The sequence below is a fragment of the Sphingobium herbicidovorans genome (genome assembly GCF_002080435.1).
Lineage (GTDB): Bacteria > Pseudomonadota > Alphaproteobacteria > Sphingomonadales > Sphingomonadaceae > Sphingobium > Sphingobium herbicidovorans.
The window spans coordinates 423,028-449,817 of sequence record NZ_CP020539.1; the positions used below are offsets into that span (position 1 = coordinate 423,028).

The 26,790-nt window shown below is 63.9% G+C and carries 24 protein-coding genes and 1 pseudogene; 10 read left to right on the forward strand and 15 right to left on the reverse strand.

Translation table 11 applies throughout. The features are described from left to right. Positions 1-70: 70 nt before the first annotated feature. The 7 genes from B6S01_RS16650 (at position 71) to B6S01_RS16685 (ending at position 7,366) form a co-directional block, all read left to right on the forward strand. The gene (locus tag B6S01_RS16650; protein WP_037463600.1) at positions 71-682 is read left to right on the forward strand and encodes a nuclear transport factor 2 family protein; all 612 of its coding nucleotides are present in this window, start codon (positions 71-73) and stop codon (positions 680-682) included. Positions 683-778: 96 nt separating this feature from the next. Next, positions 779-1,852 carry an alkene reductase gene (locus B6S01_RS16655; RefSeq protein WP_037463430.1) on the forward strand — a complete coding sequence of 358 codons (1,074 nt, stop codon included), beginning with the start codon at positions 779-781 and terminating at the stop codon, positions 1,850-1,852. Positions 1,853-1,886: 34 nt separating this feature from the next. Continuing rightward, a complete protein-coding gene (locus tag B6S01_RS16660) occupies positions 1,887-2,678 on the forward strand; it encodes an SDR family NAD(P)-dependent oxidoreductase (protein WP_037463431.1) in 792 nt (263 codons plus the stop codon). Between the two features lie 4 nt (positions 2,679-2,682). Beyond that, the gene (locus tag B6S01_RS16665; protein WP_037463433.1) at positions 2,683-3,498 is read left to right on the forward strand and encodes an SDR family NAD(P)-dependent oxidoreductase; all 816 of its coding nucleotides are present in this window, start codon (positions 2,683-2,685) and stop codon (positions 3,496-3,498) included. Next, the gene (locus B6S01_RS16670; protein WP_231567936.1) at positions 3,476-4,276 is read left to right on the forward strand and encodes an SDR family NAD(P)-dependent oxidoreductase; all 801 of its coding nucleotides are present in this window, start codon (positions 3,476-3,478) and stop codon (positions 4,274-4,276) included. Before B6S01_RS16665 ends, B6S01_RS16670 begins: the two co-directional genes overlap by 23 nt. A 31-nt stretch (positions 4,277-4,307) precedes the next feature. Further along, complete coding sequence (locus B6S01_RS16675; RefSeq protein ID WP_037463437.1) at positions 4,308-5,771, forward strand: FAD-dependent oxidoreductase; 1,464 nt, start codon at positions 4,308-4,310, stop codon at positions 5,769-5,771. 155 nt (positions 5,772-5,926) lie between these two features. Then, a complete protein-coding gene (locus B6S01_RS16685) occupies positions 5,927-7,366 on the forward strand; it encodes a flavin-containing monooxygenase (protein WP_081570523.1) in 1,440 nt (479 codons plus the stop codon). 57 nt (positions 7,367-7,423) lie between these two features. Here the strand turns inward: B6S01_RS16685 and B6S01_RS16690 are convergent, their stop codons facing one another. The 15 genes from B6S01_RS16690 to B6S01_RS16755 form a co-directional block, all read right to left on the reverse strand. Then, positions 7,424-9,574 carry an oxidoreductase gene (locus B6S01_RS16690; protein ID WP_081570524.1) on the reverse strand — a complete coding sequence of 717 codons (2,151 nt, stop codon included), beginning with the start codon at positions 9,572-9,574 and terminating at the stop codon, positions 7,424-7,426. A 205-nt stretch (positions 9,575-9,779) separates the two neighbouring features. Further along, positions 9,780-10,742, reverse strand: coding sequence for an aldo/keto reductase (locus B6S01_RS16695; RefSeq protein ID WP_037463447.1), 963 nt, complete (start codon positions 10,740-10,742; stop codon positions 9,780-9,782). 245 nt (positions 10,743-10,987) lie between these two features. After that, positions 10,988-11,374: a TadE family protein gene (locus B6S01_RS16700; protein ID WP_231567937.1), complete on the reverse strand. Its 387-nt coding sequence runs from the start codon at positions 11,372-11,374 to the stop codon at positions 10,988-10,990. Positions 11,375-11,435: 61 nt separating this feature from the next. Then, on the reverse strand, positions 11,436-11,624 hold the full coding sequence (locus B6S01_RS16705; protein WP_051908070.1) for a Flp family type IVb pilin: 189 nt from the start codon (positions 11,622-11,624) through the stop codon (positions 11,436-11,438). Positions 11,625-11,684: 60 nt separating this feature from the next. Further along, positions 11,685-13,442, reverse strand: coding sequence for a TadG family pilus assembly protein (locus tag B6S01_RS16710; protein ID WP_037463451.1), 1,758 nt, complete (start codon positions 13,440-13,442; stop codon positions 11,685-11,687). Then, the gene (locus B6S01_RS16715) at positions 13,439-13,612 is read right to left on the reverse strand and encodes a hypothetical protein (protein WP_234810818.1); all 174 of its coding nucleotides are present in this window, start codon (positions 13,610-13,612) and stop codon (positions 13,439-13,441) included. Before B6S01_RS16715 ends, B6S01_RS16710 begins: the two co-directional genes overlap by 4 nt. A gap of 41 nt (positions 13,613-13,653) precedes the next feature. Continuing rightward, positions 13,654-14,271 (reverse strand): tetratricopeptide repeat protein, encoded by a 618-nt coding sequence (locus B6S01_RS16720; RefSeq protein ID WP_037463453.1) that lies wholly within the window; start codon positions 14,269-14,271, stop codon positions 13,654-13,656. After that, positions 14,268-15,128 carry a type II secretion system F family protein gene (locus B6S01_RS16725; protein WP_094182668.1) on the reverse strand — a complete coding sequence of 287 codons (861 nt, stop codon included), beginning with the start codon at positions 15,126-15,128 and terminating at the stop codon, positions 14,268-14,270. Before B6S01_RS16725 ends, B6S01_RS16720 begins: the two co-directional genes overlap by 4 nt. 32 nt (positions 15,129-15,160) lie before the next feature. Then, positions 15,161-16,063 (reverse strand): type II secretion system F family protein, encoded by a 903-nt coding sequence (locus B6S01_RS16730; protein ID WP_037463455.1) that lies wholly within the window; start codon positions 16,061-16,063, stop codon positions 15,161-15,163. Beyond that, positions 16,057-17,391, reverse strand: coding sequence for a CpaF family protein (locus B6S01_RS16735; protein WP_037463456.1), 1,335 nt, complete (start codon positions 17,389-17,391; stop codon positions 16,057-16,059). Before B6S01_RS16735 ends, B6S01_RS16730 begins: the two co-directional genes overlap by 7 nt. Further along, positions 17,388-18,548, reverse strand: coding sequence for an AAA family ATPase (locus B6S01_RS16740; protein ID WP_037463459.1), 1,161 nt, complete (start codon positions 18,546-18,548; stop codon positions 17,388-17,390). Before B6S01_RS16740 ends, B6S01_RS16735 begins: the two co-directional genes overlap by 4 nt. Position 18,549: 1 nt before the next feature. After that, positions 18,550-19,569, reverse strand: a complete 1,020-nt coding sequence (locus B6S01_RS16745) for a type II and III secretion system protein family protein (RefSeq protein ID WP_231567938.1) — start codon at positions 19,567-19,569, stop codon at positions 18,550-18,552. Next, entirely contained in the window at positions 19,551-19,706 is a 156-nt protein-coding gene (locus B6S01_RS21715) for a hypothetical protein (protein ID WP_231567939.1), read from the reverse strand. The genes B6S01_RS16745 and B6S01_RS21715 overlap by 19 nt, the downstream gene beginning before the upstream one ends. After that, entirely contained in the window at positions 19,703-20,584 is an 882-nt protein-coding gene (cpaB, locus tag B6S01_RS16750; protein WP_322788878.1) for a Flp pilus assembly protein CpaB, read from the reverse strand. Before cpaB ends, B6S01_RS21715 begins: the two co-directional genes overlap by 4 nt. A 302-nt stretch (positions 20,585-20,886) precedes the next feature. Then, positions 20,887-21,702, reverse strand: a complete 816-nt coding sequence (locus B6S01_RS16755) for a universal stress protein (protein ID WP_037463464.1) — start codon at positions 21,700-21,702, stop codon at positions 20,887-20,889. Positions 21,703-21,956: 254 nt separating this feature from the next. Here B6S01_RS16755 and B6S01_RS16760 point away from each other — a divergent pair, with 254 nt between their 5' ends. The 3 genes and pseudogenes from B6S01_RS16760 to B6S01_RS16770 all read left to right on the forward strand — a co-directional run bounded on the left by B6S01_RS16760 (position 21,957) and on the right by B6S01_RS16770 (position 26,784). Continuing rightward, the gene (locus tag B6S01_RS16760; RefSeq protein ID WP_037463467.1) at positions 21,957-23,900 is read left to right on the forward strand and encodes a PrkA family serine protein kinase; all 1,944 of its coding nucleotides are present in this window, start codon (positions 21,957-21,959) and stop codon (positions 23,898-23,900) included. A 36-nt stretch (positions 23,901-23,936) separates the two neighbouring features. Beyond that, positions 23,937-25,247: a YeaH/YhbH family protein gene (locus B6S01_RS16765; protein WP_037463469.1), complete on the forward strand. Its 1,311-nt coding sequence runs from the start codon at positions 23,937-23,939 to the stop codon at positions 25,245-25,247. Next, positions 25,244-26,784 (forward strand): annotated as a pseudogene (locus B6S01_RS16770) (SpoVR family protein). Before B6S01_RS16765 ends, B6S01_RS16770 begins: the two are co-directional and overlap by 4 nt. Positions 26,785-26,790 lie beyond the last annotated feature (6 nt).

Sequence of the window (26,790 nt, forward strand, 5' to 3'; positions counted from 1 at the left end):
ACTTAGATGGCGATAGCGGAAACAGATAGTCCAACAGAGAGGAATTGAGAGGGTGGCGGACGAAAGCCTGATGGCGCGCATAGACCGTCTGGAATCGCTGGACGCGATCCGGCAGCTTGCCGCAAAATACTCCCTGGCGCTCGATATGCGCGATTCCGACGCCTGGGTGAACCTGTTTCCCGAAGATGTGCGGGTTGGTGGCGGAAAGCAGGGGCGCAAGGCCCTGCGCGACTGGTTCGACGAGACTCATTCGATGCAGTTCGATGGGACGTCCCACCATATCGGCGGGCACATCATCGACTTTGACGATGCAGACAATGCGCAGGGCGTCGTTTACTCCAAGAACGAACATGAAACGGGCGCGGAATGGGTCATCATGCAGATGATGTATTTCGACCAGTATCAGCGCATCGATGGACGCTGGTATTTCCGCCGCCGCTTGCCGCTCTATTGGTATGCGACAGATCTGAACAAGCCGCCGATCGGCGACCGCAAGATGCGCTGGCCAGGGGTTCAGCCCTATCATGGCAGCTTCCATGACCTGTTCCCAAGTTGGAAAAGCTATTGGGACAGGCAGGGGCAACCCCATGACGGCCCGGTCGAACCTCCCGCACCGCTGGAAAAGTTCATTGAAACGATGCGCCGGGGCGCACCGCTTCCCAAGCCGCGCGTGCGGAGCTGAACGCCATGAATTCAACAGAGCGCAACGCGGCGGCCCTTCGGACGGCCCGTCGCGGACTGGCCTTTGCCAAGGCTTGCAACCATCAAGGTTCTAACCATGACTGACATTTTTTCACCCGTCACGCTGGGCGACATCGCGCTTGCCAACCGGATCGTCATGGCGCCCATGACACGCGACCGCGCAGGGCCGGGCGATGTTCCTACCGACATCATGGTGGATTATTATCGCCAGCGCGCCGGCGCGGGCCTGATCGTGACGGAAGGGACGCAGCCTTCTCCCACGGGCAAGGGATATTGGCGTACGCCCGGTATTCATAGCGCGGCTCAGGTCGCCGGATGGCGCAAGGTCGCCGACGCCGTGCATGAGCAAGGCGGCAAGATCGTGATGCAGATCATGCATGTGGGCCGCGCGGCCGTGCAGGCGAACAAGGATGCGGACGCGGAAACAATTGCTCCATCGGCGATCCAGTGCCCCGACAAGATCCCCGGCCCGGATGGCGTCCCGGTCGAAACGGTGATGCCGCGCGCACTGGAAATTGACGAAATACCGGGCGTCATCGCAGAATATGTCGCCGCCGCGAGCAATGCGATCGCCGCGGGGATGGATGGCATCGAACTGCATTGCGCCAGCGGCTACCTGCCCATGCAGTTCCTGTCGTCCAACAGCAATCTTCGGACGGACCGCTATGGCGGAACGGTGGAAAACCGCATCCGTTTCGTGGTGGAGTTGCTGGAGGCGCTGGCCGCCGCCATCGGAGCGGGTCGCGTCGGCTTTCGCATCTGTCCGGGCGTCAAGTTCAACGGCATGGACGACGCCAATCCGCATGAAACCTATGCTGCGCTGCTCCGGGCCGTAGATGGGCTGGGGCTGGCATATTGCCACCTGATCCACATTCCGTTGGAGGGCCAGGATGCGCTGGATCTGGTGCGCACGAACTGGAACGGCGCGATCATCGAAAATGGCGGGCTGACGCTGGACAAGGCGAGCGCGATCATCGCGGACGGAAAGGCGGACGCGGTGTCCTTCGGCTATCTTTACATATCCAATCCCGATCTGGTCGAACGCTTCCGATTGGGCGCGCCCCTGGTCAAGGCTTCGCGCGCCAATCTCTACACGGGCGAGGGCGACGATCGCAAAGGCTATACCGACTACGCCGCCCTGGGGGCCTGAACCCGGCAAAGTATCAAAATAATAGGAGAGGTGCATGGTTAAGCTGCTTGAAGGGCGCACTGCGCTCGTGACCGGAGGCGGGCAGGGTGTGGGGCAAGGCATTGCCCGCGCGCTTGCGCATGCCGGGGCAAATGTCGCCATCGCCCAGCGCAAGGTTGATCAGGGCGAGGAAGAAGCGCGGTATCTGCGCGAAACACATGGCGTCGATGCCTTCTTCATCCAGACCGACGTCACGAACCGTGCGGAAGTCGAAGCGATGGTCGATGCCGCGCACCAGCGTTTCGGCCGCCTCGACATCCTCGTCAACAATGCGGGCGGCAGCTTCCCCAAGCGGCTGGAAAAGCACAGCGACGAAGAGATGGAAGGCTCTTTCGCGCTCAATTATTACGCCGTGTTCTGGGCCATGAAGGCCGCTTTCCCGATCATGAAGGCGCAGGGCTATGGCCGCGTGATCAACCTGGGTTCACTCAACGGCGTCAACGCCCACATGTTCACCGTCGCCTATAACGCCAGCAAGGAAGCGATGCGTGCGCTGACGCGTACTGCGGCGGTCGAATGGGGACCCCATGGCATCACCTGCAACGTCATCTGTCCGTCGGCAACCAGCCCCCAGGCGCAGGATTATTTCGCGGCAAATCCAGAAATGACAAAGGCGATCTTGTTGCAGGTGCCCGCCGGGCGCTTCGGCGACGCTGAAAAGGATATTGGTCCGGTCGCAGTATTCCTGGCCAGCGAGGGCGGCGGATATATGAGCGGCAATACCCTGTTCGCTGATGGCGGGGCGCAGGTGAACGGCGTCGCCTGGCGGCCGGAAGTAGAGGATTGATCCGATGGAACGGTTGAACGGAAAGCGTGCTGTCGTGACTGGCGGTGCGCAAGGCATCGGCGCGTCCATCGCGCGCCGCCTCGCTGCGGAAGGGGCGCTGGTGGCGGTGCTGGATCTTGATGCGGGCGCGGCCGGCGCGGTCCTCCCTCATCCCCATGTCGGCATCGCCTGCAATGTCGCCGACAGCGCATCGGTCGATCGTGCCTTTGCAGAAGTGAAGCGGGCGCTTGGCGGCATAGATGTGCTGGTGAACAATGCCGGACGGGGCAGCGCGGCGGGTGATGGCATGGATCGCTATTACGCTGCGCAAGCCGAACGCGCAGAGCAGAGCGCGCGTGGAGAGGCTCCGACGACCTTCGCCGATCAGACGATCTATTGCGAGGATGAAGGTTGGGCTGGCGTACTGGCGGTGACGCTGGACGGCACGTTCAAGTGCAGCCGCGCCGCCGTGCGTTTGATGGCGGAGCAGGGTAGCGGCGGGGCGATAGTCAATATCGGATCGACGGCCGCGGTAAAGGGCGACGGTCCCATTCCCTATTGCGCGGCAAAGGCGGCGGTGCTGGGCATGACGCGGGCGATGGCGCGCGAACTGGCTGATCGCGGCATCCGCGTCAACGCGGTCAATCCCGGCGCAACCGAGACGCCGATCTACGCGACCTTGCCGCCCGAGACGAAGGACATGATCGCGGCGGACAGCCTGATGAAGCGTCTGGCGCATCCTGACGAGATAGCGGGCGCGGTGGCGTTTTTGGCGGGCGATGATGGCAGCTTCGCCACGGGCAGCATCGTCACGGTGAATGGCGGCGCATATTTTACGTGAATCGACGGGATTGGAGCAGGGCATGAAGGCATTGGCAGGAAAGGCCGCCATCGTGACGGGCGGGGCGCGGGGCGTGGCAAAGGGCGTGGCGACGGCTTTCGTCAAGGCAGGCGCGCATGTGCTGATCGTCGATCGCGAGGAAGAAATGGGCCGCGCGACCGAAGCGGAATTGCGGGCGCTGGGCAGCAACGTACATTTCATGCCGGTCGATCTGGCGCAGCGCGCGGAATTGCCGAAGATTGTCGAGGCAGCCATTGGTCATTTCGGCAAGATCGACATTCTGGTCAACGCGGCGCAGGCTTCGCGCCAATTGCTTCTGGCCGAAACCCCGGACGAAGCGATGGACATATCCTTCGATACCGGCTTCTGGCCGACCTTTGTCCTGATGCGTGAAGCCTATCCGCATCTGGTGAACAGCAAGGGCAGCGTCATCAACTTCGCCACGGGCGCGGCATTCGACGCCATCCCTACCCAGGGTTCCTACTGCGCCGCCAAAGAGGCGATCCGCGCGATTTCCAAAGTCGCAGCCAGCGAATGGGGTGCCCAAGGCGTGCGCGTGAACATCATCTGCCCGTTCGCGAACTCACCCGGCGTTATGGCGTGGAAGGAGTGGGCGCCGGATGACTATAATACGCAGATCAACAAGGTATCATTGAAACGCATCGGGGATTGCGAAAAAGATATCGGATCAGCCGCCGTTTTCTTGGCAAGCGATGCGGCAGGCTATATCACCGGCCAAACATTGATGGTGGACGGGGGCCAGACCAAGGCTTTCTGATCCGCATCACCCAGGAGAGGATTTGTCTTTCGTGACGGAAATATCGCTTCATCGCCCCTATCCCGCCGCCAAGGTTCAGCGGTGGGATCATGAAACGGATGTCGCCGTGATCGGATTCGGCGCGACCGGCGCCTGCGCGGCTATCGAGGCGGCGCAAGGCGGCGCGCGGGTGATGTTGTTCGAACGGGGTTCGGGCAGCGGCGGCGCGTCGGCATTGTCGGGCGGTGAAATCTATATCGGCGGCGGTGGGGGCACCGACGCCCAGCGTGCGGGTGGTTTCGAAGACTCGACCGAAGACCTGGCCGCCTATCTTAAGGCAGCGGGCGGCCCCTGCGCGGACGAGGCGAAGTGTGATCTCTATGCGCGGGAGTCGCTGGGCCATTATGCCTGGCTCAAGGAACAGGGCATCCCCTATCGCGGCAATTACCTGCCCGGCAAGCATATTGAACCGACCGACGATTCCACGCTGATCTGGTCGGGCAGCGAGGCGGCCTGGCCGTTCTGCGACATCGCCAAGCCCGCGCCGCGCGGCCATGTGATCGCCCATATGGGCTGGGGCGGAGGGCGGCCGCTCATCGACATTCTGGAATCCCGCGCACGGGCGCTGGGTGTCGAGGTGACCACTGACGCGCGCGCCGTCGCGCTCGTGCAAGACGACGCACGACGCGTGGTCGGCGTCATCGTGCGAATCGATAACGTCAACCGCTTCGTCCGCGCCGTTAAGGGCGTCGTTCTGGCGACCGGCGGCTTTGCCTTCAACGAGGCGATGCGCCGCCGCTACTGCCCGGAAACCTTCAAGATCAGCAGCCCGATTGGTGACCAGGATGACGGCGTCGGCATCGAACTGGGCGTGGGCGCGGGCGGCGACGCGATCCATATGGAACAGTTCTTCACCACCTGCCCCTGGACAATGCCGGAACCGCAGGCGCATGGCGTTTTCGTCAACCAGGCGGGCCAGCGCTTCATCAATGAAGATTGCTATCATGGCCGTGTCAGCCGCGCGGCCATCGACCAGATGGGGGACCGGGTCTATCTTCTCCTCGATATCGCCCATTTTAATGAGCCGCTCCCAATGGCTGCCATGACCATCGCCGGGACGGGCGAGAGTTGGGAAGAGGTGGAGGCCGAACTGGAAATGGCGCCGGGCACGTTATCGGCGACGATGGCCTTCTATAACGCGCATGCACGGGAAGGGCGCGATCCCTTGTTCCACAAGCGGCCGCCCATGCTGACGCCGCTTGATCAGGGGCCGTTCGTGGCTCTGGAACTGAATTTCGCGACCACCTATTTCAGCTTCTTCACCTTGGGGGGGCTGCGCACGTCGACCGATGGCGAAGTGCTGGACCGCGCGGGCGCGCCCGTCCCCGGCCTGTTTGCCGCAGGGCGCTGCACATCGGGTCTGCCCGCCTGGGGCCATGGTTACAGCTCGGGGCTAAGCCTTGCCGATTGCACCTTTTTCGGACGTCAGGCGGGGCGCAGGGCGGCGAAAGGCTGACGCTTGCCGCCGGCTGACGATAACTGATCCATTTGCATGATGCGCTCCGCGCCTGGGCGCGTCATCATCGTGGACAGGAACACAGCCGACAGGAGAATGACTTGTCCATCGATCAGGACCGCCAGGGTTTGCGCTTCGCCATAATCGGCGCGGGCATGGCTGGCATTTTGGCCGCCATCCGCCTGCATCAGGCTGGCGAGAATTTCACCGTTTTCGAAAAGGCCGGGCGACTGGGCGGCACCTGGCGCGAAAACCGCTATCCGGGCCTGACCTGCGACGTGCCCGCGCACGCCTATACCTACAGTTTTGAACCCTATGCGGAATGGGACGCCTATTACGCCAAGGGCGGCGAGATTCAGACCTATTTTGAAAAGACGGCCGAAAAATACGGCATCATGCCGCATGTCCGTTTCGACAGCGAAGTGGTGTCCACGGTTTGGGACGATGATGCGGCGGTATGGCGGCTGGGCCTGATCAATGGTGAACAGGTCGAGGCGGAGGTGGTCATCGCCGCGTCGGGCGTGCTGCACCATCCCAAGCTGCCCGACATTGCGGGTTTGGACAGCTTCAAGGGCCGCGCCTTTCACAGCGCCCGATGGCAGGACGATGCGCCGGTGGATGGCGCGCGTGTCGGCGTGATAGGCAATGGATCGACAGGCGTGCAGATCGTCACGGCGCTCAACACCCGCGCGGAAAGGCTGGTTCATTTCCAGCGTTCGCCGCAATGGATCATGCCCGTTCCCTATTTCCAGTATAGCGAGGAGGAAAAGGAAGCCTTTCGCCGCGATCCCGCATTGATCGACGAAATCCGCAACAACAAGGAATATTGGGACAATATCTTCCGCTTCACCCACGCCATCACCGACACCCATGGGCCGGAGATCGCGGCCATAGAGCAGGCGTGTCTGGACAATCTGGAAAACAGCATCCGCGACCCCGAGCTCAAGGAAAAGCTGCGTCCCGATTATCGGGCTGCGTGCAAGCGGCTGATCTATTCCTGGTCCTATTATGACGCCGTGCAGCATCCCAACGTGGCGGTAGAGCGCGACCGCATTGCCCGCATCGAACCGGAAGGCGTGCGGATGGCCGATGGGCGGCTGCATGAGCTGGATACGCTGGTGCTGGCGACCGGATTCCATGCCGACCGTTTCATCCGTCCGACCACTGTATTGGGACGCGATGGCCTGTCGCTGGATGATCTCTGGTCAATCCGTCCGACCGCTTATTATGCTGTGGCGATACCGAGCTTCCCCAATTTCTTCATGCTGAACGGACCGACCGGGCCGGTAGGTAATTTCTCGCTGATCGACATTGCGGAACGGCAATGGGCCTATATCGACCAACTGCTTGGGCGCCTGCGCAGCGGGCAGGCGAGGACGATCGAACCGCGCGCTGACGCCCATGCCGATTATGAGGAGCGGCGTATTGCCGCCGCCCGCACGACGATCTTCGGGTCGGGGTGCAACAGCTGGTATCTTGACGCGACAGGCGTTCCCGCCAGCTGGCCGTGGAGCTACGAGGCCTTCGCAGACGCGATGGCGACACCGGTGATGGACGATTATGTCACGACGGCCCCGGCCGAACTGGCGGCGTGATGACGTAAGGCAGGGGGGAGGGGAAGGCCGTTCCTCTCCCCCGGTCCCGCTTTTTTGTCAGCGGCCCATTGCAGCGACAGCCTCGGCCGCGCCGCGTATCGCGCCCTCGATATAGGTGACGCCTGTGCCGTCGCCCACCTCCACGACATCATGGCCCCCGGCACGCAAGGCGTCCGCGAGAGTGGAATCGCCATGTGCGCCCATTGCAACCACGACATGATCGGCGGGAATGCTCTGCGGCTGGCCTTCGGCATCGGTGAAGCTGACTTCATTCTTCCCGATAGTGATCGCACTGGATCCAGCGAACATGGCGACGCCATGCTCGCGCAGTTCGGCGAGCAGGCGCATGCGGCGTACCAGCAGCAGGCCACCGCCGAACTTCGGCGCTTCGCCCACGACGGTCACTTCGCGCCCCCGCTCCATCAGGAACTCCGCCAGTTCGACGCCGACCAGCTCGCCTCCGATGATGACGACCCGCTTGCCCAGCGGCATCCAGGCGTGGGTGGCCTTGCGCACCAGGTCCAGATTGGCGGTCGCGCCCGTCGCAGCGCCCAGCTTCGTCGCGATCCGCGTGGACCAGCTGGTCTTGCGGCGGATTTCGGCTGAATCCTCGCCCAGCATCATGCCGCGCAGGTCATCGCCTGACAGGACGAAATCCTGGTCGTTGCCGGGGATGGGCGGCATGTCGCGCACCGCGCCCGTCGCCACGATTACCTTGTCCGGTTTCAGGCTGGCGATCATTTCCGGGGTCGCCATCGTCTTCAGGCGGACATCGACCCTCGACTGGCCAATCTGATGCCGCAGCCAGTTGAGCAGCCGCTCATTGGGTTCATAGGCAAGGGCTGCAAAGCGCAGCGTCCCGCCCAGCCGATCCGACTTCTCGATCAGCGTTACCTTCGCGCCCGCCAGGTCCAGCCTGCGCGCGGCTTCCATGCCGCCGGGCCCGCCGCCGATAATCACCACATGGCCGGGCGCCTTCGCGGGGGACCAGTCCAGATCCTCATACCCGGTTTCGGAACGGACGGCGCAGCGGACCTGCTCGCGCAGATAGGCGGTGCTGACGCAGGTATAGCAATAAATGCATGGACGGATGTCGGCGATCCGCCCTTCCTTCATCTTGATGGGAAGGTCCGGGTCGGCCAGCAGCTTGCGCCCCATCGCCAGGAAATCGAATTCGCCCTGCGCCAAGCCCTTTTCGCCGCGTTCAATCTCAACCCGCCCCGATGCGATGACCGGTATTGAAACGGCTTTGCGGATAGCGGCGGCGGCTTGCAGGTGCGCGCCCGGTTCATGGGGAATGTTGGATGCGGAATGCAGCTTGCCCTGACCAACATCATGATAGGCGGTGACGGTCAGCGCATTGGCCCCCGCCGCCTCCACCATCGGCGCCAGTTCGATGGCATTTTCCAGCGTGATGCCGTTCTTCTTGCCAATTTCGCGCGAATCGATCTTGACCCAAAGCGGGAAGTCCGGACCGACCGCCGCGCGCACGGCCCGCACGACCTCCAGCAACAGGCGGGCGCGGCCAGCGACGTCGCCGCCATATTCGTCCTGCCGCGTGTTGGTGGATGGCGACACGAAGGATGAAAGCAGATAGCCGTGACCGCCGTGGATTTCCGCTCCGTCCATCCCGGCCCGCTGGGCGCGGACGCCCGCTTCGGCGAACTGGCGCACGGCAAGGTCGATGTCCGCCTTTTCAAGCACCTTCACCTGCGGAACGACGCCGCCCGCAAAGGCCGCCATTTCTTCGGGCAGGAAATAGTCGGGAAAGTCACCGGCAAATGCCGGGGGATAGGCCGGTCCCCAGAGGGGGTGGCCGTCCTGCGCGCTATGGGTCGCGACCAATCCGCCATGGTGCAGCTGCGCCGCGATCAGGCCGCCCGCCGCGTGTACGGCATCGACCAGCCGGGTCAGGCCGGGCAGGAATCGGTCATCGGATATGGCGGTCTGTCTGGGCTGCACAGCGCCGACCGGCCATGCCACGCCCGTCACCCCCATGACGATCAGGCCCGCGCCGCCCTTTGCCTGCGCCACATGATAGTCGATCAGGCGTTGCCCGACCGTGCCGTCGGCTTCGGCCAGGCTGACGCCCATGGCAGTGACGATGATGCGGTTGGGAAGGGTCAGCGTGCCGATCTGGCCCGGTGAGTTGAGCATTGCCGGAACTGCGCCCGGCCTGGACTGGGAAAGGGCGGGGGCAGCGGTCATGACAATCTCCTAAATGCGCCACATGCGTATGGTCTGCATCCTTTTATCGCGCTGTTGTTCGTTAGTCAGGCGAAAATAACAACAATCGCGTAATTTTTTATCGCCTCTCATGCCATTGTTTTCGTGCCGGAGTCTCCGCGTGACCCACAGGCACAAAAAAAGCGGGGCGGCCCGACGCCACCCCGCTCCATCTTTTCGATACGGATCAGCCGACCTTCAGCGCAGCCACTTCATCGGCCGACAGCTTGAGGGAAGCTGCCTTGACGGCTTCCTCGATACGCGCCGGGCTGGACGCGCCGATGATCGGGATCACCTGCTGCGGCTGGTTCAGCAGATAGGCGAGCGCGATGTCCGAAGCGGTCACGCCATGCTTGGCGGCGATGTCCTTCGCAGCGGCGAAGCGGTCCTTGTTGACCGGATTGTCGTAAAAGCCCTGCAGATGCTCGGGCACGCCGCCCTGCTCCATGAAGCCGAAATAACCGCGGCTCTGCGCGCAATAGGGGATGATGGCCAGGCCTGCATCCTTGAGCGCGCCGCCATGATCCTCGAAATACATCTGATAGCCCTGGGCCGTCGCATTTTCCTCGTTCGGCTTGGCAAGGCCCCAGAAAGGCTCGACCGCCACGAAACCGGCCTTGCCGTTCGCCTTGGCATAGTCATTGGCTTCCAGCACGCGGGCGTCGGTCCAGTTGGACGCGCCGAAATAGCGGATCTTGCCCGCATCCTTCGCTTCGTTGAGGAAATCGATCAGTTCGGCGACCGGGGTTTCCGGATTGTCCATGTGCAACCAGTAGAGGTCGATAGTGTCGACGCCCAGATGGCCAAGGCTTTCGTTCAGGTCGCTGGCGACGTCGGTTGGATTGACGCGGTTGCGATAGTCGCCGACGCGCATGTCGAAATGACCGCCCTTGGTGGCGACGACGACGTCTTCGCGCTTCTTGCCCTTCAGCCAGGCGCCGATGGCGCGTTCGCTTGCACCCTTGGGCGCGTCAGGAATCCAGTCGCCATAGGAACGGGCGGTGTCCACGAAATTGCCGCCCAGCTCCAGGAACTTGTCCAGGATGGCGTTGCTGCGGTCCTGGTCGATAGCGGTGCCGAGCATGTTGGTGCCGTAGCACAGGCGGCTGACCGAGAGGTCGGTATTGGCGATCGTGACCTTTGAAAGCATGGCTAACTCCTGCATGGCGGCGTCGCGTGCGGTTGCAGCGACAGGCCTAGAACTATCCCGCGGCCGGGATCGAATCGACTATCCGTGCAGGCGCGCGGCGCTGCGCCGGAAATCCCTGCGCGGCGCGGACAAGCTGCCCTGTGCGCGTCATCGCGGGTGCGGACAGTTACGCAGGGGCCGCCGAAAAGGAAAGGGAATTGTGCAGATTCGCAGGCTTTCCGCCATGGCGGCAACGATGCTGTCGTTCAGTAGCTGCCGTTGGTGACAACCACTGTGGCCCCCAGCATGGTGGAGGGCAGGGGGATGAAGCCGCCATAGCGCACCATGGGCGACCCGCTCATGTCATAGCGCACCTGCACCTTGAATTGCCCGGTCCCGTCTGCCTGCGCCTGTATGTCCGGCGTGCCGCCAGACGACAGCAGCGCGCCATAGCCATCGATCACCGCCTGCGCCCGCGCTTGGGCAAGGGTCGTCCGCTCCGTCGCCGACAGACCAGCCATGGCGGCGCGCGCGCCTTCGGCTGCGGCATGGCGGACGCCCAGTAGCGCCGAAAACCAGAAGGAATAGATGATGATCGCGAAAACGAGCATCAGCAGCGCCGGAGCGATCAGGGCGAACTCCAGCGCCGCCATGCCCCGATCGCAGGCAAGGACCCGGCGGGTGCAAATCCTTGGTCGAAGGGCAGCCATCCGTTCAGCTGGAAACGCTGTTGAACAGCGCGGTGAACGCACCGCTCAGGCTATCCTCGAAAGTCCCCGCCAGGGCGGTGATCCCGGCCACGATCACACCGCCCAGCACGGCATATTCCACGGCGGTCAGCCCTTGCTCATCGCGCGCCAGACGCTTGATGAATTTACGTGCAGCATCAATAATCATCGTCATTCTCCTCATCCCTCCGGTCGAAATGGACGGCGCGTGGAGGGTGTTTGCGCCGCCTGTCTACTAAATCAGCACAGGCACGCCGCACCGCGCGCCCGTCACCCGGACGGTCGCATGGCCAAGCTGGATGCCGAGCGCCGCGAGCAGATTATCGAGCAGCGGATCGACCGCCGTTCCCGCAAGGCCCGCGAGCGGAGCCACGATCCCGCCCAGCAGTTGGGAGCGCACGGCGCTGGCGTCGCATAGTGGCCAGACGCAAAGGTTCAGCGGCTTCACCTGAAGCCCGTCCGATGCCGTCAGGCTGCCAATCAGCGAGGACAGCAGCGGCCCGGTCTGCGATCCGTTGCCGATGCTGGCGGGGCTGCCGGGCGCTCCTGGCCTGCCGATCGCGCCCTGCCCACCGGGCCCGAAGATCAGCGTTCCGCTATTCCCCGTCACCGGCTGCGCTACGGCGCGCGCGTCTGCGGTGACGAGGTTCAGGACGTTCAGGATGCGCGCGGGCGCGATGTCATTCGCGGACAGCGGCGGCATCGGGCGGCTCATGGCATTGGCGGGCGCATTGCCGACATAGGCGTTGACCAGCCCGGAACTGGCCAACACGCTTACCCGGCTGTCGCGCGCCTGTTCCGCCGTGCTGGCGCACTCTATGGCAGTGATGTCCGCGCGTGCGGCTGCGATGTCGATCAGGACCGGCACGGAGTCGACGGTGATGCCAAGGATGGAAAGGTTCAGCCCCAGGTTCAGCTGTAGCCGCAACGCCGATGTGCTGGCGCTCGTCTCGCCCGCCGGGCCAAAGGAAAAGCGCGGCCTGTCCACCGGGCCGGTGGCGACCGCCGCGATCCTGACGGTGCTGCCCGCTGCAACCCGGCTGACGGCGTCGGACAGGTCGATGGCGCCATTGCCCGCCTGCACGGCGAATGCGAAAAGCTGATAGGCGTTCAGCCCCGCGCGCAGGCCCGGCTGCTCGTCCGCTTCCCCGACCGGCATGTTCTTCCACACGCCCAGGCCGAACAGGCCGTTCAACGGCACGGAATAGCCATTGCTCACCTGCCCCGCGACAAGGGTCAGCGTCGTCGCGGTGGCCGGTTGGTCAGCCGCGCTCGCCGCCGCGATCAGCATGTCGCGCAATCCCACGCTGCGGCTGGTCAGGTCGTCATAGGTGCCGCTTTCTCCAACCCGGCTCGCCAGCGCGTCGAAGAAGCGGCCCGCATCGACATGGCCGTCCATCAGCGTCTGGATGTCGCCGCTATTCAGCCGCAACTGAATGCCGAGCAGCGCGCCCAGCAGGTCGTTCACGCTGTTCACCAGCGAATTGGTGACGGTCAGCACGCCTGAACTCACGCCCACGCCTGCCTCATCGATACGCGCCGCCGTCGCCGTGGCGGCAAGGTCGGGAATGGGGCTGGCCGCGCCCAGAACGCGAGTGAGGAACTGGCGGCTGGGCTTGCCCGTGCGGATGCGAACGGCGTTCATCATGCCGTTACCGGGGCAACGGGCAAGGCTGGGGTCGAACCGCTGCTCGCTCGTCAGTCGGGCGTCGGGACAATAGCGTCCCAGTTCGACCGATTGCAGAATGGCCGGATCATAGCCATTACGGCCAAGGCTTTGCTGCGCGCGCGCCGTCGCCTGCGCCGGATACATGGCGGCCGCCAGCGCCGCCGCTTCGGTTGCCGCCCGGAGGTCGCGGCTCGACGTATAATAAAGCCCCGCGTCCAGCGCCAAACCCGCCGCGCCGACAAGCGAAGCGCCCAGCACGGCGATCATCGGCGCGACCACGCCCTGCCTGTCGCGCCACAGCGAAGGAAGCCGCCTGTGCGTCATTGCCCCGCCACGCCGTCCTGATCCGATGGCCGGGGTGGCCGCTGCCCGATGGATTGCAGATAGCGGGTGCGGACAATCGCCGCCTCTTCGGCGCTAAGGCCAGTGCTCCCCGGTTCACGCGGCGGCGAACGCAGCTGCGCCTCCACGACGCGGCGGGCCTCATCCTGCATTGGCGGCAGGGGGGCGGAGGCGAGGAGGAAAAGGCAAAGCATCAACGGTCCTTCCTGATGGACAGGCGGGTGGCTTCGGCAGCGATCTGGCGGCGGATCATGTCGCGCTCGCGCCCATCGCGAACATGGTTCAGCAAGGCTTCGGCCTGTGCCCCCTTGCCGCCGGTCATGAGCGCGAGGATCAGATTGTTGCGAACGACCGGTGCGGCAGGCGCCAGGTCCAGCGCGCCGCGCAGGCTTTCGATGGCATCGTCGGCAAAGCCCGCGCGCATCTGTGCATAGCCCAGCGCATTGCGCAGCATGGGATCGGCGGGACTGCCCGCCACCGCCTGCCGGTAAAAGCCGATGGCTTCGGGCCAGCGTTCGCGCGCCGCCAGCAGGTGCCCGCGCACCGCACTGCCGCCGCCGTTGGCCAGTGTTGCAGCTGCCGTCTCCGCCCCGTCCAGATCGCCAAGGTCGAGCAGCGCGTTGACCCGCAGCACGCGCGCATCGACATCGCCCGGATAACGGCGGTCAAAATCGTCTAGATAGGCAATGGCGGCGCGCGGGCGGCCATCGGCCCGCGCCTGATGGATCAGTTGCAGGTAAAGGCTGCGCGTCGACCCCGGCATGTCGGCGGTCGGCGCGGCGGCCAGCATCAGGGGGATGAGCCAGATCATTGCGCGCTCGCCCGCAGCGTGTCGATGATCGCGACCACCGGCGGGCCGCCCAGCACGATGAACAGCGCGGGCATGAAGAACAGGATCATCAACACGACCATGCGCACCGTGATGCCGCCCATCGCCTCGCGCGCGCGCGCCACGCGCCGCTGGGTAAATTCGCGGGCGAACTCGCGCAGCGCGGGGGCCAGCTCGATCCCCTGGAACATCGCCTGACGGAACAGTGCGGCCAGTTCCTTCGCCCCGCTCACCGCCACCCGCGCCGCCCAGCGATCAAGCGCCAGTTCATAGCGCATGCCCCGATCGAGATCGGCGACGAGCAGGCCGATCAACGCACCATGATGCGGCACCGCAATCTGCTCGTCGCGGGCGATGGATCGGAAACATTGATCCAGCGACACGCCGCTTTCCAGCATCATCAGCATCAGGTCGATCAGGAACGGAAATTCCGCCGTGACCTTCCGCGCCCGCGCCGAAGCCATCATCGTCAACGCCTGCCGCGCGCCGATGAATACCAGGCCCGCAGCGATCAACACCAGCAACGGTCGCGCCAGCCATTCGCCCCAGACAAGGCGGCTGACCAGCATCATGGCCAGCGCCGCCGCGCCTGTCGCGCCGAGCCGCAGCCACAGGAAATGATTGACCGCCCGTGCATCCTGAAAGCCTGCCAGTTGCAGCTGCCGTTCAAGCGTGGTCCGGTCGCGTCCATCCGCACCCAACAGCCGGGGCAGGCGGATTCCCGTCCTGTCGGGTTCGGCGGCGGTGGGCGCCAGTCGTGTAAGCCGCGCTTCCAGCCGCCGGTCGGCCACCAGCATGCGCGCGCCCGCCATGGCGATGCCGACGCCAACCAGGGCCATGATCAGGCAGGAAAGAAAGATGACCGGGGGCATCAAAAGGCCAGCCGCATGACACGGCGCATGACCAGCATGCCAACCGCCTGCAGAACGACCGCAATGATCGCCATCCGATGGCCGCGCGCGTCGGACAGGAAGAAATCGACATAGGTTGGATTGGACGCCATCAGCAGCGCCATCGCCACCAGCGGCATGGCGATCAGCACGCGGGAACTGACCTTCGCCTCCGATGTCGCCGCCTTCAGCTCGCGCGCGATGCGCATTCGTTCCCGCAATATGGCCGACAGGTTCGACAGGACCGCACTGATCGAACCGCCATAGCGTATATTGGTGCGTATCGCCGCTGCCAGCATCGACATTTCGGGAACGCGCAGCCGGTCGGCAAGCTGCTGCATCGCCTCGCTGACCGGCGCGCCGAGTTCAAGGCGGCGGGCGGCAGGAGCCAGATAGCTGCGTACGATGCCGGGCGCTTCGGGCAGGGACCGCTCCAGCGCCTGCGACAGCGAACTGCCGACCGCCTGCATCTGGCGCACCGCGTCGATATAGAAGGGCAGCGCCTCCACCAGCGCATCGATCCGCCGTTGCGCCCGCCGCCTGATCCACCAGAGCAGGGCCAGCGGCGGCAGCGGTAGCAGCAAAATCGTCATCACTGGCCCGCCCAGCAGCAGCAGGAACAGCATGTAGAGCGCCATCGCCCCGGCGAAGATGCCGATCGCGCGGGTGGTGATGTCAACCTGCGCCCGGGCGAGCAGCGGCGCGGCAAGGCCGGGCGCGGACAGCCGCTTGCCATATTGAACCAAAGGCGCGCTGCCAGGCGCGAGCGCCGCCAGCCGACGGTTGAGCCGCGCCCGCTCGCGCGCCCGCAGCACCAGCAAAGGCGTCGCCGCCGCAATTATCGTCAACAGCGCGAGCAGCAGGAACGCCACGCCCTTCAGCATGATGCCCGCCCTATGACGCCCGGCACATAATCGCGCAGGCGCGCCGTGAAATGGGGGCGGGGGGAAAAGGTGCGAAACTCGCCCAGGCCCGACATGGCGGGCTGTTCCTGAAAGCTGAAAAGCTCGTTGAAGCTATAGGCTTCCCCTTCGATGCCGGTGACTTCGGTGACGCCGACGATGCGGCGGCTGCCGTTGGACAGGCGCTGGATATGCACCACCAGATGGACGCTGCTGGCGATGAAGCGCCGGATGGCGCGGATGTCATTCTGCAACCCCGCAAAGCCGAGCAGCATTTCCAGGCGAGCAAAGGCGTCACGCGGGGAATTGCCGTGCAGCGTCGCCATCGAACCGTCATGGCCGGTGGACATGGCCTGCAACATCTCCACCACTTCCACCCCGCGCACTTCGCCCAGGATGATGCGGTCGGGCCGCATGCGCAGCGCATTGCGCACCAGTTCGCGCGCGCTGATCTCGCGGCTGCCATCGACATTGGGCGGGCGTGTTTCCAGCCGCACGACGTGGTCCTGCCGCAATTGCAATTCGGCGGCGTCCTCTATGGTGATCAGCCTTTCGCGGTCGCTGATGAAATGGGACAGCATGTTGAGCAGCGTCGATTTGCCCGCGCCCGTGCCGCCGCAGATCAGGATGTTGAGCCGCGACCGCACGGCGGCGGCGAGATAGGCGGCCATGTCGGCGCTCATCACCTGCCGGTTGACGAAATCCTCTATGCCCAGCGCCTGCATGCGGAACTTGCGGATCGACAGCATCGGGCCGTCCAGCGCGACCGGCGGGATGACGATGTTGACCCGAGATCCGTCCGCCAGCCGGGCGTCCACATAGGGGCTGGCTTCATCGACACGGCGGCCGATCGGCCCGACGATGCGTTGGATGATGTTCATGAGGTGGGCGTCGTCGCGAAAGCGCCGGTCAGCCTTTTCCAGCAGCCCGCCGCGCTCGACATAGATGGTGCCGGGGCCGTTGACGATGATGTCGTCCACGCCGGGGTCGCGCAGCAACGGCGCGAGCGGGCCAAGCCCTGCGACCTCATCTTCCACATCTTCGATCAGCAGCAGACGTTCCGCCGCATTGAGCGCCAGTTGACCCCGCCTGCTGCGGCTGGCGATCACCTGTTCTATCTCCGCGCGCAATGCCCGCGCGCCCATCTTTTCCGCCGTGCTGCCGCGTGCTTCCAGCTGTTCGATCACCTGGGCGCAAGTCTGGGCCTTCACCGCCTGATAGCTGTCGCTCATCCGCTGCGTCGCAGGCTGGGCGACAGGCGCGGCGCGCGCGGGCGTTCGTGCCGGGCCGTCTTCGAACAGCAGGCTCATGCCGTCCGCTCCAATGGCCGCTGGAGTAGTCGGCGCAGGCGGTTCAGGCTGGTGGCGGATGGCCGCGCCTCCACATCACAGGCTTGCTTGATCGCGCGGATATAACGGTCCGCGCCCCCCTCCATGGCGAGCGGTCGGCCGGAATTGAGCGCGTTGCGCACCCGCACCTGATCGACCGGAAGGGGCAGGACGCTACCGGTCTGGAGCACATCGCCCATGCGGCGGCTGTCGAGCAAGATGCCGGGCTGGTGATCCCACACCAGCAGGCGGGTCTTGGCCAGCACCGTTTCATCGCTGCCCATCCGTTCCAGCAGGCGGCGGCATGTCTCCATCTCGCGGATCGACTGGGCGCAGAGCAGTTCGATGCGGTCGGCCAGCCCCGCCAATGTCCGCAGCAGCCCGCTATGCCGCAGGCTTCCAGCGCACAGCACCACATCGCCGCAGCAGGCGCGGAGCAGGCGGATCAGCGCGGCGATGTCGGCAGGCGCAATTCCCGCAGGCTCGGTCCCCGAACCACCGTCCAGCGTCAGCAGCATCAACCCGCTCGGTTCATGCCGCGCCAGCGTGTTGGCCAGCAGGCTGGCGTCCAGCCGCTCTATATCGGCAATGGCCGACGCCAGCCCATATGTCACCGGCAGGTCCAGATAGGCTTCGGCGGCGCTGGTCGGCATGGTGCAGTCGATCAGCAGGGTTGACAAACCCGCCCGCGCGCGCGTCACCGCCATGTCGGTCCCCACCATCGCCGCGCTTTCCGGGTCCGCGCCCAGCACCAGCGTCAGGCGGCCTCCACGGCCATGGTCGGCGACGGACTGGTTGAGCAGCCGGCCCAATATCGCGGCGATGTCCACGTCCACTGCGGCGCGTGGGATGACATCGTCCGCGCCGGAGCGGATGGCATGCAGTATCTGGTCCGCGCCTGTCTCGTCAGTGACAAGGACTATCGGCCGCCCGCCTGCGCTCTCCCCCACGGTGGCCAGCGCGGCGGCGAGTGAGCGTTCAGGCGGGATCGCTTCACGGTCCATGAGGATGACGCACGGGCCGTCCAGCATTTCCGGCGTGATTGACTGGACCAGATCGACAGTCGCGCGGCCCTGCATCGCATCGCGAACATGCTGGGCGAGGCTGCGGTCGATGGAAAGCAGGATGATGCGGCTCATGTCAGGGCCTCGCCACGCCAAATGGGACGACCGGGTTCTTGGTGTCCAGCAGCGATCCGGGCAGTGCGGGCAAATCCTTCGGCTGGACCGGCCCGACCAGCCTCGGCGTGGCGACGATGACCAGTTCCTGCCTTTCCTTCTGTGTCTGCTGCCGCCGGAAAAATGCGCCGATCACGGGTATGTCGCCCAGGATCGGGGTCTTGTCGCGGGTGGTCGACTGGCTCGAATAGCTAAGGCCCGCAATAACGAAACTTTGCCCGCTGCCCAGTTCCACGGTAGTCTCGGCCGAACGGCGGCGCAGCCCCGGCACGACATAGCCCTGCAACTGCACGCCGCTGCCATAATCCAGCTCGCTTACTTCCGGCGCGATTTTCAGCACGATCTGGTCGGGCGACAGCACATAGGGCGTCACCGACAGCCGGACGCCAAATTCCTTATACTGGATCGAAATCGCGTTGCCGGTCCCCGACGCCTGCGGCACCGGCACGGGAATCTCGCCGCCCGCCAGAAAACTGGCTTGCTCCCCTGATCGCACCAGCAGCGTGGGTTGCGCCAGCAACTCGGAAAGGCCGTTGGACGACAGCGCGCTCAACACAGCGTTGATGCCGCGATTGGGCGCGGACAGGAACAGGTTGAAGGCGTTCTGGATCGGGACGCTTGCATCAATGGACGATGCGCCCGATCCAAAGCTGGCGCTGTTGAGGCTGCTGGGCGAAATGACGGCGCCCTGAATGTCGCCGCTCAGTTTCGAAAAGTTGAAGCCCAGCGCCTTGAGCGTGGAGGCGGACACGGCGGCGAACTGCACATCGACGGCCACCACCTGTTCGCCTGCGACGATGCGGGGGCCGGTCATCGCGCGGGGATCGCCGCCCACCGCATCGGTCACGCTCAAAACTGTCTCGGACATCAGCGCGCCATCACGGTCAAAGACGGCGACGGCCGCTTCGCCCGCGCCGATGCCGGTGACGCGCAGCGAGCGGGGGGTCGGGGCCGCGACGGCGATCACATGGTCGCGATCCACCTCGATCCGCCCGAGACGGGACGGGGATAGGTGAGCGTGCGCGTCTGCCGGATCGACAGCGGCTTTTGATCCTGCGCCAGGGCCGATGGGGAAGTGGCGGCTGCGACCAACGCCACAGCGATGACAAGGGGTCTCAACGCGCGCCGCTCCCGGAATAGAGGGTTTCGCGCCTGTCGCCGACGACCAGCTCGATTGGCTGGCGTGCAGGTGCGGACACCCGCGCCTGCATTGGCCGTGGCGCGGCCCGCGGGGGTTCTGCCGACACGGCCGGCGCGGGATCGGGACCGCGCGAGGCGGCGGTCGCCACCGCAACCTGCACGCTGTCCACCGGGTTGCGAAGGGAAAGCGTGAGCGCGCCGGTGCTCTTGGCCAGCGACAGGATGGAAACCTGCTCTGGGCTGAGCGCCAGCGTCACCGTCCGTGCGGGCGGCGGCGGCGCGGACAACTGGCCCTGGCTGCCTGACGTCGGTTGCGTCCCCAGCACGGCGTCGCCGACGGCCAGCACCTGCACCAGTTGCAACAATGTCTGGGCGCGGCTGCGGCCCGATCCCCGTGCCCCGCTGATTGCGTCGGCGCCGGGATAGACGACCTGCACATCGACACGGTCGCCGGGCCGGACCAGTCCGGCGACCGCGATCTCCGCCGTCGTGTCGATACTGATCGCCCGCATGCCGACAGGCACCCGGATGGCGAGCTTTTCCTCTCCGCCTACCGCCTCGCGCGGGATCAGCGCGCCGGCGGCGATCGTCCGGGTGGCCACCTTGCCGACCAGTTCGGCCGGGGTTGCGGCGGACGGATGCCGCGCGGGGTCGGCTGTGGCGTTGCGGATCATGGCGGCTGTGATCGTTTCGCCGGTCTGGATAGGGCGCGCGGCTGCGGCCAGTATCACCGCCTGCGCCTGCGGCTTCGCCGTCCCCGATGATGCGGGTGGCGCGGCGGCGGCGGACGACCGCTCCATCTCGCGCAGGCCAAGCAGCAGGAACAACAGGGCGGCCAGCGTCCCTCCCACCATCATGATCCTGGCTTTCCACCCCAATTGCATCATTCCCCCTGGTCTTGCGTCCACGCAAAGCCGTCCCACTTCCGAGGCGGATGAGACCCGTTCGACCGAAATTCCTATATGTTCCGGGCGGATGAGGGGATCGAAGATGAAACCGAAATGACGGGATCGGCCGGCAAATATTGCCGACCATTAACCTGTTGGCCGGGGCTTTGCGTGCAAGTCCATCCGCAACGGCTTTTTCTGCGCGTCGCCGATCAGGTTTGAATGTTCAAAATGGTGCGAAATCTTCGCGCGGGGGCTTTGAATCTGCCCAGTCAATGCGCCAGCAGCAACGGAATATGAACATCGCGCAGCATGGAACGGGTGACGCCGCCAAATACCAGTTCACGCAGGCGGCTGTGGCCAAAAGCGCCCATCACCATCCAATCCGGCTTTATCGCGCCTATGGCCGCCTTCAGCGTCGCTTCCACCGTGCGCCCGTCCTGCGGCCAGCTGTGAAATTCCGTCTTGATGCCATGGCGGGCCAGATATTCCGGCGCGCCGGTCGCGGGGAAGGGGAATTTCCCGGCTTCCTCGACCGTCACCACATGCACCTCTTCCGCCTGCTTCAACAGCGGGACCGACAAGCGCAGCGCCGTCGATGCTTCCTGCGACCCGTCCCACGCGACCATCGCCCGGCCCGTAATCATCATGCCGCGCGCGTCCTGCGGGACCGCCAGTACCGGGGTGCGGCCGCCCATCGCCAGATCGGCGGCGATATGCGGCGGATCGCTCATTTCGCGGCGCGGGCCGGCGGGCAGGGTCACGACCATGAAGTCGCACAGCCCCGAAGCCGACAGCAGCCCGTTGACGAGGTCGCCGTCCACCTGCCGCCAGTCCCAACTGACGTCCTCGCGTTGCAATCGCTGCTCCATCCGCGTGCGCATCCGCGCATCTATTTCGTGCAGTTCGGCCATCAGCGTGGGGGCCATCGACATTCCGCCATAAACCTCGCCCGTCATCAGGTTGGGCATGGCCGTCACCTGGACGCAATGGATGTGGGCAGGCGCGGAACGGGCAATGTCGCAGGCGGCCTGCAACCGGCTTTCCATGCCGCTATCGTCGTGGATGTGGAGCAGAATGGATGTCATCGCGCTTCTCCATGACCTGTTGCTTACCCATCCCTTATATCGCATTTCGGGTGAAGGCGGGACATGCCATTTATGTCCAAGGCAGCGGCGTCGGGACCGGGATCGGCCCAAATATCCTGCCATCGAGCGGCTTGTTGCGCGCTAATCCAAAAGTGCTGCGATAAAAATTTTGTAATTGTCCAATAAGATGGGCCTGTTTTTGCAGGCTCGTGCGTATTATATTCGGATCATGGCTACTGCGGCGGGAGTCGTCAGTGACGAAAAGCGAACTGTTTTCGAGCTTCACGCGGAATTATGACGAACGGCGACAAGCCGAGATGTCAGTCGAGGATTATTTGCTGGGATGCCGCAATGATCCCTTGATGCACGCATCGGCGCCGGAACGCCTGCTGGCGGCAATCGGCGAACCTGAAATCATAGACACGTCCCGTGACCAGCGGCTTGGGCGGATCTTCATGAACCGCACCATTCGCCGGTACAAAAGTTTCGCCAATTTCTACGGCATGGAATCGACGATCGAACATATCGTCAGCTTCCTGCGCCACGCCAGCCAGGGGCTGGAGGAACGCAAGCAGATCCTCTACCTGCTCGGCCCGGTCGGCGGCGGCAAATCCTCGCTTGCCGAACGGCTCAAGGCGTTGATGGAAACCCATCCCATCTATGCGTTGAAGGCAGGCGATGAAATCAGCCCGATCTTCGAAAGCCCGCTCGCGCTGTTCGACGCCGAAACGCACGGGGCCATCATCGAGGACAGCTATGGCATCCCCCGCCGCCGCCTGACCGGCATGATAAGCCCATGGGCGCGCAAGCGGATGGACGAGTTTTCCGGCGACATTTCCCGGTTCAAGGTTGTTCGCCTGATGCCCTCGCGCATGCGGCAGATCGCCATCGCCAAGACCGAGCCGGGCGACGAAAACAATCAGGACATCAGTTCGCTGGTCGGCAAGGTCGATATCCGCAAGCTGGAAATGCTCTCGCAAAATGATCCCGACGCCTACAGCTATTCGGGCGGGCTGAACCGGGCGAACCAGGGCATGCTTGAGTTCGTCGAGATGTTCAAGGCGCCGATCAAGATGCTCCACCCGTTGCTGACGGCGACGCAGGAGGGCAATTATATCGGCACCGAAAATATCGGCGCGATCCCCTTCAACGGCATCATCATGGCGCATTCCAATGAATCGGAATGGTCGAATTTCAAGAACAACAAGAATAACGAAGCCTTCATCGACCGTATCTACGTGATCAAGGTGCCCTATGCCCTGCAGGCGACGGAGGAACGGCATGTCTATGAAAAGCTGCTGCGGGAATCGGACCTGAGCAAGGCGCCCTGCGCGCCCGGAACACTGGACATGCTGGCCCGCTTTTCCGTGCTGACGCGGCTGCGCGAGCATGAGAACAGCAATCTCTATTCCAAGATGCGCGTCTATGACGGCGAAATGCTGCGGGAAATCGATCCGCGCGCCAAGAGCCTTCAGGAATATCGTGATGCCGCGGGCGTGGATGAAGGCATGTCGGGCACCTCGACCCGCTTCGCCTTCAAGGCGCTGTCCGCGACCTTCAACCATGACGGCGTCGAGATCGCGGCGGACCCCGTCCACCTCATGTATGTGCTGGAAGGCATGGTGCGGCAGGAACAGTTCCCGGCCGAAACGGAAGCCAAGTATCTTGAGTTCATCAAGGGCGAACTGGCCCCCCGCTATGCCGAGTTCATCGGTAATGAAATTCAGAAGGCCTATCTGGAATCCTACCATGACTATGGCCAGAACCTGTTCGACCGTTATGTCGCCTATGCCGATGCGTGGATAGAGGATCTGGACTTCAAGGATCCCGATACCGGCCAGTTGCTGGACCGCGAAGTCATCAACCAGGAACTGACGAAGACCGAAAAGCCCGCGGGTATCGCCAATCCCAAGGATTTCCGCAACGAAGTCGTCAAGTTCGCCCTGCGCATGCGGGCGAGCAATGATGGGCGCAACCCCAGCTGGACAAGTTACGAAAAGATCCGTGAGGTCATTGAAAAGCGGATGTTCAGCCAGGTTGAGGACTTGCTGCCGGTCATCAGCTTCGGGTCCAAGAAGGACGGCGACACCGCCAGCAAGCATGACGAATTCGTCGCGCGCATGATCGAGCGGGGTTATACCGAACGGCAGGTCAGGCGTCTGGTCGAATGGTATATCCGCGTCAAGCAGGCCGGATAAGGGAGGCGCGCTCTTTTTGGAGGTGTTTTGGCCGCAATGCACATAGTCGACAGACGGCTGAACCCCGGTGGCAAGAGCCTGGTAAACCGGCAACGGTTCCTCAGAAGGGCGAAAGCCTATGTCAGCCAGGCGGTCCGCGACAGCCTGAAGGACCGCAGCATCAAGGATCTCGCCGGGGAAGGGGAAATCACCATCCGGCGCGACGCGATCCACGAACCGACGCTCCATCGCGCAGCCCAGGGCGGCAATCGCGAACGGGTGTTGCCGGGCAATCGCGAATTTCTGGAAGGCGACCGGATCAAGCGCCCGGACGGCGGCTCTGGCGCCGGATCGCAGGCGGGGGAGGGCGAGGATCAGGATGATTTCCGCTTCGCGCTCAGCCGCGAGGAATTTCTGGATCTTTTCCTGGAAGATCTGGAACTGCCCGACATGGCCAAGAAGAAGCTGGTCGCGGGCAAGATCGAAGGGGTCAGGCGGGCGGGCTATTCCACCATCGGCAACCCGTCCAACCTATCCGTCCCCCGCACGATGCAAAAGGCGATGTCCCGCCGCATCGCGCTGCGCCGTCCCAGCGGCGCGGACCTTGACCGCATCGACGAAGCCATCGCCGAGATAGAGGCGCGGGCGACGCCGCTGCCCGACGATGCTGTGGCGCTGGAAAAGCTGCGGGAAGAGCGGGCGCATATCATCCGCCGCCGTAACGTCATCGCTTATATCGACCCGGTCGATCTGCGCTTTCGCCGTTTCGAACCCGTGCCACGGCCGGTGGCGCAGGCGGTGATGTTCTGCCTGATGGACGTGTCCGGTTCCATGACCGCGCATATGAAGGATCTGGCGAAACGCTTTTTCGCGCTGCTCCACCTCTTTCTGTCGCGCTGCTACGAACATGTTGATGTCGTGTTCATCCACCATACCGACCGCGCGGCAGAGGTGGATGAGGAAACCTTCTTCTACAGCACTGTGACCGGCGGCACATTGGTATCCAGCGCGCTCGACAAGCTGCTGGAGGTGGTGAAGGATCGATACAGCCCCGCCGACTGGAATATCTATGTCGCGCAGGCGTCGGACGGCGACACGCTGGCGTCCGACAATGCGCGCGTCGTCAGCCTGATGCAGGACCAGATCCTGCCCTTCTGCCAATATTTCGCCTATCTTGAGGTCGGGCGGGAGGAATTCATCTCGATCGAAACGACAACCTCCGGCACGGGCCTGTGGGAAGCCTATGCGCCCGTAAGTGAAAGCCACCGCCATTTCGCCATGCGCAAGGTGTCGCACCGCCGCGAAATCTATCCCGTCTTCCGCGAACTGTTCCAGCGGCGCGGCGTCGGCGAAAGGGCCGGCGCTTGACCGGTGCGCTCGCCCCGGCCCCGCTGTTCACGGGCAGCGACTGGGACTTTTCCCTGATCAACCGCATCTACGAAACGGTGGAACCGATCGCGCTTCAGGAAATGAAGCTCAACATCTATCCCAACCAGATAGAGATTATCAGCGCCGAACAGATGCTGGACGCCTATTCGTCCATCGGCATGCCGCTCTTTTACAAACATTGGTCTTTCGGCAAACAGTTCGTCACCAACGAAATGCTGTATCGCAAGGGGCTGCGCGGCCTTGCCTATGAACTGGTGATCAACAGCGATCCCTGCATCAACTATCTGATGCAGGAAAACAGCGCGACCATGCAAACGCTGGTCATTGCCCATGCCGCCTTCGGCCATAATCACTTCTTCAAGAATAATTATGTCTTCAAGCAATGGACCGATGCCGAGGGCATTCTGGATTATCTGGAGTTTGCCAAACGCTACATCGCGCAATGCGAGGAACGTCATGGCCAGCTTGCGGTAGAGCGGGTGCTGGACGCCGCCCACGCGCTGATGAACCAGGGGTCCATCGCTATCCCCGCGTCCGCCCCCGCGACATGAAGGAAGAGGCCGAGCGCGAGGCCGAGCGGCAGGCCTATCGCGACCGCATATATGACGACTTGTGGCGCACCGTGCCGGTCGGGGCAAAGGCTGCGTCCGTGCCCAGCGACCAGCGCCGCGCCGCACTCGGCCTGCCCCAGGAAAACATCCTCTATTTCCTGGAAAAGACCGGTCCACGACTGGAAAGCTGGCAGCGTGAGATATTGCGCATCGTCCGCCTGATCGCCCAATATTTCTATCCGCAGCGTCAGACAAAGGCGATGAACGAAGGCTGCGCCACCTACACCCACTACCGCATCATGACGATCCTGCATGATCGCGGCTGGCTGACCGATGGCGCGTTCATGGAATTCATCCAGTCGCACACCAATGTCGTTTATCAGCCGACATTCGATTCCGGGCATTTTGGCGGCTTCAACCCCTATGCGCTCGGTTTCGGCATAATGTCCGACATAGAGCGCATCTGCATGGACCCGACGGACGAGGACCGCGACTGGTTCGGCGACATTGCCGGGGCCCGCGATCCGGTCGAGGTGTTGAAGGACATCTGGGCCAATTATCGCGACGAAAGTTTCGTGTCGCAGTTCCTCAGCCCGCATCTGATCCGGCAATGGCGCCTGTTCCAGCTGCTCGACCGGGAAAGCGAGCCGGACCTGCGGGTGGAGGCGATCCATGACGAACGCGGCTACCGACGCATCCGCCGCGCGCTGGCGCGCGAACATGACATAGCGCGTCAGGAACCGGATATTCAGGTGGTCGATGTCGATCTGGCGGGCGACCGCACCTTGATGCTGGAGCATGCCGTCACCGACGGCGTGGTTCTGGACGCCTCCGATGCTGCGATGGTGTTGCAAAGTCTCGCCAACCTGTGGGGCTATGAAGTCGCGCTGAGCGAGGTGGATGTGGAAAGCCGCAAGGAGCTGAAAAACCATCGTTGCCACCCGCAACCGGAATGGATCGGCTGAACCGGT